At 70.8% G+C, this 15428-nt stretch carries 10 protein-coding genes; 4 read left to right on the forward strand and 6 right to left on the reverse strand.

All coding sequences use genetic code 11. The annotated features are described in order from the left end of the window. The first annotated feature begins 23 nt into the window (after positions 1 to 23). Positions 24 to 4223: a caspase, EACC1-associated type gene (locus QSK26_RS20515; protein ID WP_285776797.1), complete on the forward strand. Its 4200-nt coding sequence runs from the start codon at positions 24 to 26 to the stop codon at positions 4221 to 4223. Beyond that, entirely contained in the window at positions 4224 to 5312 is a 1089-nt protein-coding gene (locus QSK26_RS20520; RefSeq protein WP_285776798.1) for a hypothetical protein, read from the forward strand. A gap of 52 nt (positions 5313 to 5364) precedes the next feature. Here QSK26_RS20520 and ispH read toward each other — a convergent pair whose 3' ends face one another. The 4 genes from ispH to QSK26_RS20540 form a co-directional block, all read right to left on the reverse strand. Next, entirely contained in the window at positions 5365 to 6627 is a 1263-nt protein-coding gene (gene ispH / locus QSK26_RS20525; protein WP_285776799.1) for a 4-hydroxy-3-methylbut-2-enyl diphosphate reductase, read from the reverse strand. Between the two features lie 13 nt (positions 6628 to 6640). After that, positions 6641 to 7702 carry a family 2 encapsulin nanocompartment cargo protein polyprenyl transferase gene (locus tag QSK26_RS20530; protein ID WP_285776800.1) on the reverse strand — a complete coding sequence of 354 codons (1062 nt, stop codon included), beginning with the start codon at positions 7700 to 7702 and terminating at the stop codon, positions 6641 to 6643. Positions 7703 to 7719: 17 nt separating this feature from the next. Next, positions 7720 to 9117 carry a family 2B encapsulin nanocompartment shell protein gene (locus QSK26_RS20535; protein WP_285776801.1) on the reverse strand — a complete coding sequence of 466 codons (1398 nt, stop codon included), beginning with the start codon at positions 9115 to 9117 and terminating at the stop codon, positions 7720 to 7722. Positions 9118 to 9295: 178 nt separating this feature from the next. Further along, positions 9296 to 10696 carry a family 2B encapsulin nanocompartment shell protein gene (locus QSK26_RS20540; protein ID WP_285776851.1) on the reverse strand — a complete coding sequence of 467 codons (1401 nt, stop codon included), beginning with the start codon at positions 10694 to 10696 and terminating at the stop codon, positions 9296 to 9298. Positions 10697 to 11658: 962 nt separating this feature from the next. On the opposite strand from QSK26_RS20540, the gene QSK26_RS20545 reads away from it, so the two are divergent. Continuing rightward, positions 11659 to 13011, forward strand: a complete 1353-nt coding sequence (locus QSK26_RS20545) for a glycosyltransferase family 4 protein (protein WP_285776802.1) — start codon at positions 11659 to 11661, stop codon at positions 13009 to 13011. A 60-nt stretch (positions 13012 to 13071) separates the two neighbouring features. Here QSK26_RS20545 and QSK26_RS20550 read toward each other — a convergent pair whose 3' ends face one another. Next, positions 13072 to 13221 carry a hypothetical protein gene (locus QSK26_RS20550; protein ID WP_285776803.1) on the reverse strand — a complete coding sequence of 50 codons (150 nt, stop codon included), beginning with the start codon at positions 13219 to 13221 and terminating at the stop codon, positions 13072 to 13074. Between the two features lie 60 nt (positions 13222 to 13281). Beyond that, the gene (locus QSK26_RS20555) at positions 13282 to 13959 is read right to left on the reverse strand and encodes a TenA family protein (RefSeq protein WP_285776804.1); all 678 of its coding nucleotides are present in this window, start codon (positions 13957 to 13959) and stop codon (positions 13282 to 13284) included. A gap of 283 nt (positions 13960 to 14242) precedes the next feature. Here QSK26_RS20555 and QSK26_RS20560 point away from each other — a divergent pair, with 283 nt between their 5' ends. Continuing rightward, positions 14243 to 15304, forward strand: coding sequence for a sensor histidine kinase (locus tag QSK26_RS20560; protein WP_285776805.1), 1062 nt, complete (start codon positions 14243 to 14245; stop codon positions 15302 to 15304). Positions 15305 to 15428 lie beyond the last annotated feature (124 nt).

Below are 15428 nucleotides of genomic sequence, written 5' to 3' on the forward strand. Positions count from 1 at the left end.
GCTTTCACCGGCTTGATGAGAGCGTGGCGCGTTTCGGTGGGCTGACCGGGGCGCGGGCCCTGCTCGTCGGGACCGCGTCCTATACCGGGCTGCCGGACATCCCCGCCGTGGCGACCACACTCGCCGACCTCGCCGACACGCTGGAACGGCGGTGCGGGCTGCCCGCCGAGGCGATCCGGGTGGCGACCGACCTGCCCACACCCATGGAACTCGGCGACGTGATCACCTCGGTGACCGAGGACGCCACCGGACCGCTACTCGTCTACTTCGCCGGACACGGCCTGCTCAGCCGGGACGGCACCCTCTACCTGGCCACCCAATCCACCGACACACGCGGACCCCGGCTCGAACACCGCGCCCTCCCCTACGCCACCCTGCGCCGCTACCTACTCGACAGCACAGCCGGCCCGGTGATCGTCATGCTCGACTGCTGCTTCGCCGGACGAGCGGTATCCGGACTGGGCGGACCGCAGGACGAGGTGGCCAACCTCGCGGAGATCGACGGCGCCTTCGTCCTCACCGCCGCCGGACGCAACGAACTCGCCCTGGCACCACCCGGACAACGACACACCGCTTTCGGCGGAGCACTGCTGCGCCTGCTCGACCACGGCGATCCCACCGCCCCGGCCGACCTCACCCTGCACGCCATACACCGCCACCTCGCCCGCGCCCTGCCCGCCGCCGGCTTCCCACGCCCCCGCTGCCGCTCCGCCGGCACAGCAGGCGACCTCATCCTGGCCACCAACCCCGCCCACCCCACCCCCACACCCACACCCGCGCACCCGCCGGCCGGCCCCGCCCACCCCACACCACACGACACCTGCCCCTACAAAGGACTGGCCGCCTTCGAAGCCGAGGACAGCAGATGGTTCTTCGGCCGCGAACGGCTCACCTCCACCCTGATCACCCGCCTCGCCGAACGCTACGACGACCCCCGCCCGCTGTTCGTCACCGGCCCCTCCGGCTCGGGCAAATCCTCCCTGCTACGCGCCGGCCTCATCCCCGCCATCAGCACAGGAACACTCCACATCCCCGGCTCGGCCACCTGGCCCACAACCCTCCTCACCCCCACCGCCCACCCCCTCACCGCCCTCACCGACGCCCTCGACGCCATACCCCCCACCACCCACCCCGCCCAACGCACCGTGATCGTGGTCGACCAGTTCGAAGAGATCTACACCGAATGCGACGACCACCAAGAACGCGAACACTTCATCACCCGCCTGCACCACGCCGCCACCCAGGCATCCGCCCTGGTCGTACTCGGCGTCCGCGCCGACTTCTACGGCCGATGCGCCACCCACCCCGCACTCGCCGCCACCATGCAGGAACGCCACATCGTCATCGGCCCCATGAACACCACCGAACTCCGCGCCGCCGTGGAACGCCCCGCCGCCCTCGCCGGCCTCACCCTGGAACCCGGCCTGACCGACCTGCTCCTCGCCGACCTCGGCGGCACCCGCCCACCCGGCCACGAACCCGGCCGGCTCCCCCTGCTCTCCCACGCCCTGCTCGCCACCTGGCAACGCCGGACAGGCCACACCATGACCGTCGAAGGCTACCGAGCCACCGGCGGCATCCACGGCGCCCTCGCCACCACCGCCGACGCCGTACTCGCCGGCCTGCCCGAACCCGACCGGCACACCGCCCGCACCCTGCTACGCCGCCTCGTCCACATCGGCGAAGGCACCCAGGACACCCGCCGCCGGGTGAACCGCACCCGCCTGCTCTCCGAACTCCCCACCAGCACACCAGACAACAACGACGGACCGGACACCGTCCTGCACGCCTTCGCCACCCAACGCCTCATCACCATCGACGACGACACCGTCGAGATCACCCACGAAGCCCTCCTGCACGCCTGGCCCACCCTCCGCTCCTGGATCGACACCGACCGCACCGGACTCCTCATCGAACAACACCTCATCGACGCCGCCACCACCTGGGACCACGAAGGCCGCGACCCCTCGGCCCTCTACCGCGGCACCCGCCTCACCCTCGCCCGCGACTGGTCCGCCGGTCACCCCGTGCCCGCGCTGGCCGCCGGCTTCCTCACCGCCGCCACCCGCCAGGAGGAGGCCGAACGCGAGGCCGCACGCCGCAGGGCCCGCCTGCTCACCCGGCTGGCCGCCTCCCTCGCCGTCCTCCTCGTGATCGCCCTCGTCGCGGGCGGGGTCGCCGTCCGGCAGACCGCCGCCGTCGAACGGGAACGGGACACCGCCGTGGCCCGGCGCACCGCCGCCGCGGCCGACGCGCTGCGGGCCAGGGACCCGGCGAAGGCGATGCTGCTCAGCGTGGCGGCCTGGCGGCTGGCCGAGGTGGACGAGGCACGCGCCGCCCTGTACAGCTCCCTGGCCCAGCGCGAGCTGAGCGTGACCCCGGCGCCGCCCGTCACGGCCGCCGCGGCGTTCGCGTCCGGCGCCGACGGCGGCACGCTGGCCGTCGTGGACCAGGGCCGGGCCGTGCTGTGGGACGTCACCCGGAACCGGGTGATCACGACGGTGGACGGCGTCGGCCCGGCCGGGGTGATCGCGCTGAGCCCGGATGACACGCTGCTCGCGGTGGGCGGGCCGGGACGGCGTACCCAGGTGTGGGACCTCGTGGCGGGGCGGCCGATCGGTGAGGGGTTCGCGCGGGACGCCTGGCTGCTGACGTTCGGCGGTACGGGACGGCTGCTCGCCGCGGCCACCTCCGGCGGGCTCACCCAGGTCGTGGTCGTCGACCGGTCCCGGGCCACGCTCACCCCGCTCATGCGCCGCCCGGACGACGCCGAGGCCGTCGGCGTCGTGCTGTCCGGCGACGACCGGATGGCCGCGGTGCTGTACGACGGCGGGCGGCTGGCGTTGTACGACGTGCGCACCGGCGAGCCGGCCGGCCGCGCGCCCGGCGGCAGGTCCATGGCGGCGGCCTTCTCCCCGGACGGCCGCACGCTCGCGGTGAGCGGCGGCGACGGGGTGCGGTTCTGGGACGTCGGGTCGGGCGCCTGGCGCGCGGGCGTCACGCTGCGCGGCACCGACGTGCGGTGGCTGACCTACAGCGCGGACGGCGGGTTCGTGCTGCTCCTCGACGGGACCGCCGCCGTGCTGTGGTCGGCGGCGGGCGAGGAACTGCTGCGCCACCCCCTGGACGACACGCCGCGCGCGCCCACCCTGCGGCTCAGCGCCGACAACCGCACCCTCCGCTACCAGCGCTGGTACGGCGGCAACGTGGCCACACTGGACGTCTCGGCCCACACCCGCCCCCCGGTGCTGACCGGCGAGGTGAGCGGCGGCGTGCTCGCCTCGGCCACCGGCGTCCTCGCCGTGCGCCGCGCGGACGGCCGCGTCGAACTGTGGGACGCCGCCCGCCGACGCCCGCTCCCCCCGCCGGACCACCCGGGCGCCGCCGAGGCGCTCGCCGTCAGCCGGGACGGGCGAACCCTGGCGATCGGCGCGACCCGGTCGGGCGGCCCGCCTGCCGTGGTGACCCTGTGGGACCTGGTGCGCGGGACGCGGACGTGCCTGCTCACCCTCACCGGCTGGACCTCCGTGGCCGGGCTGGCGTTCGGCCCGGACGGTCGCACGCTCGCCGTCGCGCCGTTCGCGGAGAACCACGGCGGCGTGCAACTCTGGGACACCGCCCGGTGCGCCAGGACCCGCACGCTCGGCCATCCCGGCGGCACCGCGCTCGCCTTCCGCCCGGACGGCGGGGCGCTCGCCGTCGGCGGGACGGAGAACGCCCTCATCGACCCGGCCGGCGGCCCGATCGTGCGCGGCCCCTTCGACCCGGGCTTCGACGGGGTGCGCGCCGTGACGTTCAGCTCCGACGGCACGACCATCGCCACCGCGATCCGCGAAGGGGGCGTGGACCTGTGGGACGCGCGCTCCCTGCGCAGGACCGGTCATCTCGTGCCGGCCGGGGAGGAGGACGACGTGGTCACGCTCGCCTTCTCCCCCGACGACCGCGTCCTCGCGGCCGGCGGGGCGGACGGCAAGGTCCGGCTGTGGGACGTGGCCGGGCTCGCCCCGCTCGGGCGGCCCTTCCTCGGACACGGCGGCGTCCGGGCCCTCGGCTTCGGACCCGGCGGCGTCCTCTACCGCCTCGGTGCGAAGGGCACCCTGGACAGCCTCCCGTTCGATCCCGAGCGCGCCGCGGCGGCCGTCTGCGCCCGCGCCGGCACGTCCCTCACGCCCGCCGGCTGGCGGCTCCTCATCCCGGAAGTGAACCCCCGAAAGGTGTGCTGAATGTCCGAGCCATACGACTCCGCACCACACAACTCCGAACCACCCGAATCCGAACCACCCGAATCCGAACCACCCGCGGAGGACCGGTCACCGGCCCTGGAGAACGTGGAGTTCGCCCCCTACCCGGTGATCCTCGACCCGGCCGGGCCGGTCACCGTCGTGATCGACCTGGCTGTCAGCGGCGGGGCGGAGCCGTACGCCCTGCTGCGCGATCCGGTGGGGAAGGAGACGGAGCTGCGGCCGGAGCGGGAGGCGACCAAGGCCGAGGAGGTCTCCTGGCGGGCCCGGCACGAGATCCCGGCGGACGGCCCGGCCGGGCGCTGGCTGCTCCTGGTGCGGGTGGCCGGGACGGTGGACGAGATCGACTTCGCGGTCCTGGGCGCCGGTGAACGTGACCGCACCCTCTTCACCGGGTTCGACGCGCGGCCCAGGAGGGTGTGGGCCGGGTCGCCGGTGACCTTCACGGGACGCCTCGGCGTGGTGCGCGGCGAGGGGACGGAAGGGCTGGCCGGGCGGCCGATCTCGCTGGTCTTCCAGCGGCAGGACGCGTTCTCCTGGGAGGAGGCGGCCGTGACCGAGACCGACCGCGCCGGCGCCTTCGTCTTCGTCGCCGAGGCCGAGGACACCGGCCACTGGCGGGCGCAGTTCACCGACGAGGACGACGACGGTTTCGCGGCGAAGGCGGAGTCCGGCGCCAGGAGCGCGAGCGTGCTGGTGCTGGCGCCCCCCGTGCCGCCGCCCCCCGCCCCGCCGGAACCCACCAGGAAGTCGAAGATCACCTCTTACTCGGTCCGGCCCAGGACGGTGGGTCAGGGCGGCAGCATCACGCACAAGGGGACGCTGTGGATCCAGGCGAGCTCCGGCGGCTGGCGCAGGGCCGCGAACCTGAAGATCGGCGCACAGAACCGGAAGACGAAGAGCGGCACGTGGCGCGATCACCCCGGGTCCGCGACCACCCGTGACAGCGGCGACTTCACCCTGACGAGTTCGGGGGTGCCCGTTCCGCGTTTCTGGCGGGTCAAGTTCGGCGGCCGGTCCGGCGTGAAGTGGATCGCCAGCGGCTACCAGGAGGTGGGGAGGCAGTCCTGACGGCGGGGAGGCCGCCCGCGTGCTCGGGGGACGCGGGCGGTTCCGGAGCGGGTCACCTGGCCGCCGAGGGCAGGGTGAAGCGGATGTCCTCCTGGGTGATCTCGCGTTCGACCCTGGTGACCCGGCCGAGGCCGGCGAGTGCCGCGATCACCGCTTCGACCAGGCGGGGCGGCGCGGAGGCGCCGGCCGTGAGGCCGATGACGCCGGCCCCGGCGAGCCATTCCGGGCGGATGTCGCCGGCGTCGTCGATGAGGTGCGCGGGCGTGCCCTCGCGCTCGGCGAGTTCCACGAGGCGGACCGAGTTGGAGGAGTTGGCGGAGCCGACGACCAGCACGAGGTCGGACTCCTCGGCGATCGCCTTCAGGGCGTTCTGCCGGTTGGTGGTGGCGTAGCAGATGTCGTCGGAGGCGGGGCCGCGCAGCCTGGGGAACTTGTCCTGCAAGGCGGTGACCACGGCGGCGGTCTCGTCCACGGCCAGTGTGGTCTGGGTCAGATACGACACCCGGCCGGGGTCGTCGATCCGCAGGTCCGCGACGTCGGCGGCGTCCTCGACCAGGACGGTGCTCGCCGGGGCCTCGCCGAGGGTGCCCTCGACCTCCTCGTGCCCGGCGTGGCCGATCAGGATCACGGTGTCCCCGCGCCCGGCGAACCGGCGCGCCTCCGCGTGCACCTTGGCGACCAGCGGGCAGGTCGCGTCGACGACCGCGAGCTCGCGGCGCGCGGCCTCCTCGTGTACGGCGGGCGAGACGCCGTGCGCGGAGAACACCACGGTGGCCCCCACCGGAACCTCGTCGAGCTCCTCCACGAAGACCGCGCCGCGGCTTTCCAGGTCGGACACGACGTGCGTGTTGTGCACGATCTGCTTGCGCACGTAGATGGGGCCGCCCCTGCGGTCCAGCAGGTGGGCCACAACGTCGATCGCCCGTTCGACCCCGGCGCAGAACGACCTCGGCGAGGCCAGCAGCACCGTCCTCGGCTGGGCGACCGCCAGCCAGGCGGCCATGGTGGCGCGGGCCGCCGGCCAGGCGCCGGAGTCGTCGCCGCCCGCGGCCACGCCCAGCCCGGTCCGCCGCCCGCCGGTGTCCACCAGCACGGCCAGGCCGGACTCCGCACCGGGCTCGTCGTCCATGCCCAGCGGGCCGCGCACGGTGGTCACCCCCCGGCGGCGTAACTCACCGGCGACCAGTTCGGCCGCGGGGCACGGGGTCGTCGAGCCGTCCGGACCGAGCAGTTCGTCGGCGACGAGCACCGAACCGGCGAGGTCGCGACGGGGGGTGGCGTTCGTCAGGGGGTCCGCGGTGTGCGGGTGTGGCATCTGCCTGCCTCCTTCAGTGGTCACGCCGGGTGGCCATCCGGGCCAGCGCGCTCAGCTCGGCGGCGGCACGTGCCGTGACACCGGCCGACCGCAGGTGCCCCAGCGCTTGGGCCAGCAGGTCGTCCGCCTGCGCCCGGCTCCAGGCCAGCCCGCCCGCGCTCTCGATCAGCGCCGCGGTGCGCACGAGGTCGTCGCCGGACAGCGGCCGGTCCTCGGCGTAGACCTCGGCCAGCTCCCGGCCGGCGTCGGTGCCGGAGGTGAGGGCCGCGACCACGGGCAGGGACTTCTTGCGGTTGCGCAGGTCGGAGAAGACGGGTTTGCCGGTGACCTCGGGATCGCCCCAGATGCCGAGAAGGTCGTCCGCGATCTGGAAGGCGAGTCCCATCCGGTCGCCGAAGAGGCGCATGTGCTCGACCTGCTCGGGTCCGGCCCCGCCGAAGAGGCCGCCCAGCGCGCAGGCGCAGCCGAGCAGGGCGCCGGTCTTCTTCTCCGCCATGCCCAGGCATTCGGCCAGCCCGACGTCGCCGCGCCCCTCGAAGCACACGTCGGAGTGCTGCCCCTCGGTCAGGTCGAGTACGGCGGCGCCGAGCGTGGCGGCGCCCTGGACGGCGGCCGGGTGCCCGCTGCGCGCGAGCACGTCGAAGGCGAGCGTGAGCAGGGCGTCCCCGGCCAGGATGGCGGCGGTGTCGCCGAACACGCTCCAGGCGGTGGGGCGGTGCCGGCGGGTCTCGTCGCGGTCGATCACGTCGTCGTGCAGCAGCGAGAAGTTGTGCACGAGCTCGACCGCCGCCGCGGCGGGCGCCGCCATACCCGCGGCGGGCGCCGCCATACTGGCGGCGCCGTGGGCGGCCTCGGCCATGAGCAGCACCAGGGCGGGGCGCAGCGCCTTGCCGGGGTCGGCCTCGACCGGCTGCCCCTTCTCGTCCCACCAGCCGAAGTGGTAGCCGGCGATGTGCCGCATGGACGAGGGGAGCGTGTCCACCGCCGGGCGCATGGCCGCGTCGAGCAGGTCGCGGCTCCACGCCAGCACCTCGTGGGCCGGACGACCCTCGATCATCGCCTCTGGAACTGTCATGTCCGGGGACCTCCCCCTCAGCGGCCGATTTCGATGTTTTCCAGAACTCCGAGGGCGTCGGGGACGAGCACGGCCGCCGAGTAGTAGGCGCTGACCAGATACGAGATCACCGCGCGCTCGCTGATGCCCATGAAGCGCACCGAGAGGCTCGGCTGGTACTCGTCCGGGATGCCGGTCTGGTGCAGGCCCACCACACCCTGGTTGTCCTCACCCATCCGCATGGCGATGATCGAGCTGGTGCCCGCCTTGCTGATCGGGATCTTGTTGCAGGGCAGCAGCGGGATGCCCCGCCACGCCCGCACCGCGGTGCCGTCGAGCGTCACGTTGTCGGGGTAGACGCCCCGGCTGTTGCACTCGCGGCCGAAAGCGGCGATGGTACGCGGATGGGCGAGGAGGACCTGGGTCTTCCTGCGCCGTGAGACGAGCTCGTCGAGGTCGTCGGGGGTGGGCGGTCCGCTACGCGTGTGGATCCGCTGCCGGAAATCCGCGTTGTGCAACAACCCGAACTCCCGATTGTTCACCAACTCATCTTCCTGCCGCTCCCGCAACGCCTCAATCGTCAACCGCAACTGCTGCTCAACCTGATCCATCGGATCGTTGTACAAATCCGCAACCCGAGAATGCACCCGCAACACCGTCTGCGCCACACTCAACTCATACTCCCGCGGCGCCACCTCGTAATCAACGAACGTCCCAGGCAACTCCGGCTCACCCACATGCCCCGACGCCACCTCGATCGCCGACTCCCCATAACGGTTCTGCGGCAGATGACCCCCCTCCACAAAACGCCGAACATGCTCCCGCAACCCATCAGAACCCGCCACCACCGCCTCGAAATCACCCCGAGACAACGACAACAACACCCCCGACGTCACCGCCACCACCGAGTAATCCCACTCCTCAACCCCCTCCACCACCTCCACATCACCGAAATAATCACCATCCGCCAACACCCCCAACACCGCACGATCCCCATACAACCCCGAACCCACCTTGTTCACCTTGCCATGCGCAAGCAACACCACCCCATCAACCGGACGCCCCTCCTCCACCAACACATCCCCAACCTCAAACTCACGCTGACGGAACCGCCCCGCCAACGCCCCCAACACCTCCTCATCACCAAACCCCCGCAACACCGCCAACTCCCCCAACTCCACCGGAATAACCCGAACCTCACCACCCACCACATCAAAACTCACCCGACCATCACCCACCGCATACGACAACCGCCGGTTCACCCGATACGTACCACCCGAAACCTGAACCCACGGCAACACCCGCAACAACCACCTCGACGACACCCCCTGCATCTGAGGAACCGTCTTCGTCGTCGTCGCCAGATTCCGCGCCGCCGACGTACCCAGACTCAACGCCGAACCACCCTCAACACCAGAAACAAACGACTCCGACATAACGAACACCCTTCTGTTCAGAGATCCGAATTCCGTTGGACATGCTTTTCATGACGTTCCGCCGCCCACCGGTGGCGCACGGAAAACACCCCGCCCGCGCGAGGGGACGTACGGCTGAGGGGCGGGGCGCCCGCACGGGCGCCCCACGAGACCGGCCGGCGCCGGCCGGCTTTTCCGGCTAGTGGCCGATCTCGACGTTCTCCAGAACGCCGAGGGCGTCGGGGACGAGCACGGCCGCCGAGTAATAGGCGCTCACCAGATAGGAAAGGACCGCACGCTCGTTCAGGCCCATGAAACGCACCGAAAGGCCCGGCTGATATTCGTCGGGAATGCCGGTCTGGTGCAGGCCCACCACACCCTGGCTCTCCTCTCCGGTGCGCATGACGATGACCGAGCTGGTGCGGGCCTTGCTGATCGGGATCTTGTTGCAGGGCAGCAGCGGGACGCCACGCCAGGACGGGACGGCATGGCCGTTGAGCTCGACGCTCGGGGGGTAGAGGCCGCGGCTGTTGCACTCGCGGCCGAAGGCGGCGATGGCCTTGGGGTGGGCCAGCAGGACGGACGGGCTCTTCCAGACGGTGGCCAGCAGTTCGTCGAGGTCGTCGGGGGTGGGCGGTCCGCTACGCGTGTGGATCCGCTGCCGGAAATCCGCGTTGTGCAACAACCCGAACTCCCGATTGTTCACCAACTCATCTTCCTGCCGCTCCCGCAACGCCTCAATCGTCAACCGCAACTGCTGCTCAACCTGATCCATCGGATCGTTGTACAAATCCGCAACCCGAGAATGCACCCGCAACACCGTCTGCGCCACACTCAACTCATACTCCCGCGGCGCCACCTCGTAATCAACGAACGTCCCAGGCAACTCCGGCTCACCCACATGCCCCGACGCCACCTCGATCGCCGACTCCCCATAACGGTTCTGCGGCAGATGACCCCCCTCCACAAAACGCCGAACATGCTCCCGCAACCCATCAGAACCCGCCACCACCGCCTCGAAATCACCCCGAGACAACGACAACAACACCCCCGACGTCACCGCCACCACCGAGTAATCCCACTCCTCAACCCCCTCCACCACCTCCACATCACCGAAATAATCACCATCCGCCAACACCCCCAACACCGCACGATCCCCATACAACCCCGAACCCACCTTGTTCACCTTGCCATGCGCAAGCAACACCACCCCATCAACCGGCCGCCCCTCCTCCACCAACACATCCCCAACCTCAAACTCACGCTGACGGAACCGCCCCGCCAACCCCCCCAACACCTCCTCATCACCAAACCCCCGCAACACCGCCAACTCCCCCAACTCCACCGGAACAACCCGAACCTCACCACCCACCACATCAAAACTCACCCGACCATCACCCACCGCATACGACAACCGCCGGTTCACCCGATACGTACCACCCGAAACCTGAACCCACGGCAACACCCGCAACAACCACCTCGACGACACCCCCTGCATCTGAGGAACCGTCTTCGTCGTCGTCGCCAGATTCCGCGCCGCCGACGTACCCAGACTCAACGCCGAACCACCCTCAACACCAGAAACAAACGACTCCGACATGACGAACACCCTTCTCCTTGTATCCGCACGGGCACATGCGAAAAAGCCGCGCGGTGAATCGCGTAACGGTAAACGGGTCACACGCCCGAGAGTGGGCGCGGATATTCGTCCGCGCCGGAGGGGAGGCGCGAAAGAGAACATGGCCGGACGCCGGCCATCGAAGGTGACCTGTACAACAACGAGCGAAGGCGGAGCACGCGCGGGCATGCCGGCCGCCCCTGCCCGGGGGACGATCGACTCATTTCACGAGCGAGCGAATCTTCGAGGGGCTTACCGCTTTCCAGGACAGGCCCAATTATGCGTCCACGCCATTCGGCTGTCAATTACTCAATCAAGTCCGGGAAAAGCCGGGCGGTCAATCGGATAGTCCGGGTGGAGATATTGGAATATGTCTGCTTTTGGCGACATATCCGATTTGCGAAACAACTCCCCGGCAAGACCGCCCACCCACCCTGCACCGGACTCCCTAGGGCGAGCCGGGAAGGTGACGCGGGGGAACGCACGCGACGGACGCGCGCAGACCACACCTTCCGCCGCCACCCGCCACGCCGGACCACGCCGGACCACGCCGGACCACGCGGGACCACGCCGAACCACGCCGAACCACCGGCCGCCCCGACATCGGTCACTGCCGATCACAGCCAGTCACACCGGCCACGCCCGCCCCCATGACACCCAGGCGTCACGTGTGACATATGGCCAGCCGAAAACAGAGCCCTCCGCACAATGCGGAACAGACCCCGCGCTTCCCCTCAACCCGGAAAATCTAAATTTTTCATGAAATAAGGCAACGTAACCGGGTACACGGAGCGTCTAGGAAATAACAGAGATCACGGACAGAGCCACTGGCCGTGCGCCTTTGCCCGGGGGGACGGCTCCTCCGCCCGGGTGTCCACGCCGCCGCGACGGGGCCACACGCGGCGGCGGTGCAGGTTCGTTTCCAGTTAGGCGGGGGTTTTCGCATGCTCTTGATCGGTACTGCCAGGGTGGGGCGGGAGAGTACGCTCTTCGCCGGTGCGCTGGGGTGGGTGCGCAGGGTGCCGTCCCGGGCGATGCGGTGGGCGCGGTCGGCGCCGGCCCGCCTGGCGTACCGGACGCTTGAGGCGGTCAACCGGCGGCGGGCGCGGCGGGCGCCCGCACCGGACACCGGGACGGTGCGCATCCTCCTGCTGCACGCCTACGGCATGGGCGGCACCATCAGGACCGTGTTCAACCTGGCGGGATACCTCGCCAGGACGCGGGACGTGGAGATCGTCAGCGCGGTGCGGACCAACGAGGAACCGTTCTTCCCGCTGCCGCCGGGGGTCCGGGTGTCCTTCCTGGACGACAGGACCGTGCCCCCCGGGCGGCTCGCCAAGCTGCTGTCCCGCTATCCCAGCCGCCTGGTGCCCGAGCAGGAGAACGCCTACCGCACCTTCACGCTCTACACCGACCTGCGTCTCGTCCGTTACCTGCGCTCGCTGCGCACCGGCGTGGTGATCGCCACGCGTCCCGCGTTCGCGCTGAACGTCGCGCTGTTCGCACCGCCCGAGGTGATCACCATCGCCCAGGAGCACGTCACCCTGGAGTCGCACGCGCCCGAGATGCAGGCCAGGATGAAGCGCAGGTACGGCAGGCTCGACGCCTTCGTCACGCTGACCCGCGCTGACCTGCGTCAGTACAAGCAGATGCTGAAGCGGGCCAGGCCGGCGCACCTGCTGCGCATCCCGAACGCGGTCCCGCCGCTCGCCGGGGACGTGTCCACGCTGGAGGAGAAGGTCGCGATCGCGATCGGCCGGGTGGTGCACGCCAAGGGCTTCGACCGGCTGGTGAACGCGTGGAAGCAGGTGGCCGTCGAGCACCCCGACTGGGTGCTCCGCATCTACGGCGCCGGCACCCCCGAGCGGGAGGAACGGCTGCGCACCCGGATCGCGGACGCCGGCCTGTCGGACAGGATCCTGCTGATGGGCAGCACCCCCGACGTGGGCCTCGCCCTCGCGCAGTCCTCGATCTACCTGGTCGGGTCACGCTACGAGGGGTTCGGCATGACGATCCTGGAGGCGATGAGCAAGGGGGTGCCGGTGGTGAGCTTCGACTGCCCGCACGGCCCCCGCGAGATCATCACCCACGAGAGCGACGGGCTGCTGGTCCGGTCCAAGCGGGCGGCGGTGTTCGGCGAGGCCGTACTGCGGGTGATCGAGGACGCGGAGCTGCGCGCCAAGATGGGGGAGAACGCCGTGCGGACCGCCGCGCAGTACGACCTCGACGAGATCGGCGCGCAGTGGGACGCGCTGCTCGAAGAGGTGACCGCGACCAGGCTCGCCGCACGGGGGTGAAGAACGAGACGACCCCCGAGGCGGCCCTCACGGGCACCGGGGGTCGTCAGGTCACACGCTCTAGTGGCCGCGGGCACGGAACCTGGCGAGCAGCCCGCGAACCTTGTCCCGGTTGCGCGGGTCCTTCGCCATCCGCTTGGCCTTCTCCACGGTCTCATGACCCTGCGGGGTGTTCAGATAACGCCGGACTCTGTCCACCAAGGATGACATGCCTCCTCCTCTCCTCGGATGGTCCACTACCCGAAAGAGGCGCGTGCTCACCGGATGGAGTCAGGCCGCCGCCATTTCGAAGAAGAGATATTCCAGCCGGACCGCCCTGGCGAAGACGTCCCTGACGCGTTCCTGCGCGTCCGCGCCGAGGCCGGGGCCGAGCCGGTCCAGCTCGGTGCGCAGGAACTCCACCCACGCGCGGAACTCCGGCCCTTCGTGCAACTCGATCCACTCCCTGTGCACGAAGCTCGCCGGCGGCGGCCCGGCCGCGCGGCTCGCCCAGCCCAGGTAGCACCACTCGGCCACGCAGAGCACCGCGACGATCACCGGGTAGTCCTGACCGGTCCTGGCCTCGTCCATGAGGGCGCGGAAGTCGGCGGTGACCGGTTCCGGCGCGGCCGGCTCGCCCGGCGGCACGCCGAGGGCCTCCAGGGCTCGGTGGAAGTAGGTCTTCTCCTGCGCCGTGGCCGTCTGGCCGAGGAACCTGCCGAACGGCACCCGCGCCTCGAAGGTGTCCGCGCTCGCCACCGCCGCGCCGAGCAGGGCGGTGAAGGAGTCGACGAACTGGAAGTCCTGCTCCAGGTAGCGCCGCATGTCCGCCTCGCCGGTGGTGATGGCCGCGGCGAAGGGGTGGGCGACCACCGCGTCCCAGTCCGCGCCGGCGCTCTGCCGCAGCCACTCGCTGAACCGCGGCTCGGCGGCGTCACGCGCCCAGACGGCGTAGGGAACGGGGGTCATGCGAACCTCCTCTTACGGGGGGGAAGGGGCCGCTCGCAGTCTGCCAGCCGCCCGTCCGCGTTGATCCGGAGGGGCACACGCGGCACCGTTGTGACCGCATGACACCGGTCTTAACCCTCTCCACGGCCAGCCATGAGCAGAAGCAAGCAATCATTTTGCCGTTCCGTGAGCTTCAATGGCCTATACAGGATCCAATGACGAAATATCGGACGCCGGGGGACTCATGGGAGCCGGTCTGCCGCGGAGGATCCGAACGATCCGTGCGCGGGTGACATTCACAGCATTGATCATATTCACGCTGTTCTTGGCGGTCAGCATGCTGGCCACCTACACCATAGTGCGGCAGGCGGAAAGACGGCCTGACGTGCTCGCCGGGCACAGCCTGGAGGTGGCGCTCGTCGCGCTCTCGCTGGTGCTGCTCGCCCTGGTCGGCTGGAGTACGTGGTGGTCGGTGGGCCGCACGCTGCGCCCGATCGACCGCATCAGGGCGGAGATCGCCGAGATCACCGCCTACGACCTCAGCAGGCGGATGCCGGTGGACGACGACAACGACGAGATCGCCAGGCTCGCCGCCACCGTCAACCAGACGCTCGACCGGCTGGAGCGCGCCGTGCAGCACGAGCGCCAGTTCGCCTCCGACGCCTCGCACGAGCTGCGCACCCCGCTGACCGGGATGCGCGCCAGGATCGAGGTCGCGCTGGCCGACCCCACGGACAGCGACCCCTGGGAGACCCTCCGGGCCGCCCTCAAGGACTCCGAGCGCCTCTCCCAGATCACCAACGACCTCCTCATGCTCTCCCGCCTGGACTCCGGTCTGCGCCCGCGCGAGGAGCACGTCGACCTGGCCCTGCTGGTCCAGTCGCTGCTCAAGAACCTCTGCAAGCGGGTCCCCGTGCAGGCCGACATCTCCCCCGGCGTCGCCGTACAGGGCGACACGACACAGCTCACCCGGCTGGTCACCAACCTGCTCGCCAACGCCGACCGGCACGCGGAGAGCCGCATCGAGATCTCCGTCGGCTCGGTCGGCGGACAGGCCAGGCTGGAAGTCAGGGACGACGGCGTCGGCATCGCCATCGCCGACCGGGAACGCGTCTTCCAGCGCTTCACCCGCCTGGACAGCGCGCGCAGCCGCGGCAACGGCGGAACCGGCCTCGGCCTGCCGATCGCCAGGGACATCGCGGTCGCCCACCACGGCCGCCTGGACATCGAGGACCCGCTCGACGGCAAGGGAGCCCGCCTCGTGCTCCGCCTCCCCCTCGAAACGGCCGCGGACGTCGCCGCGGACCGCGCCGGCCGCACCCCCGACCCCACTCCCCCGCGCCACCCTCAGCATCGCGCCGCCTGAAGATGACCCCGCCCGCCCAGACCGCCGCATGAGGCTCCCAGGCCGGTCTGACCCGGGCGGGGTTCCCCTTACCCGCCACGAACGGCCCAGGACGGCTGCGACCCGTCCTGGGCCGTTGTGGCGC

The sequence above is a fragment of the Microtetraspora sp. NBRC 13810 genome (assembly GCF_030268685.1).
GTDB lineage: Bacteria > Actinomycetota > Actinomycetes > Streptosporangiales > Streptosporangiaceae > BSRQ01.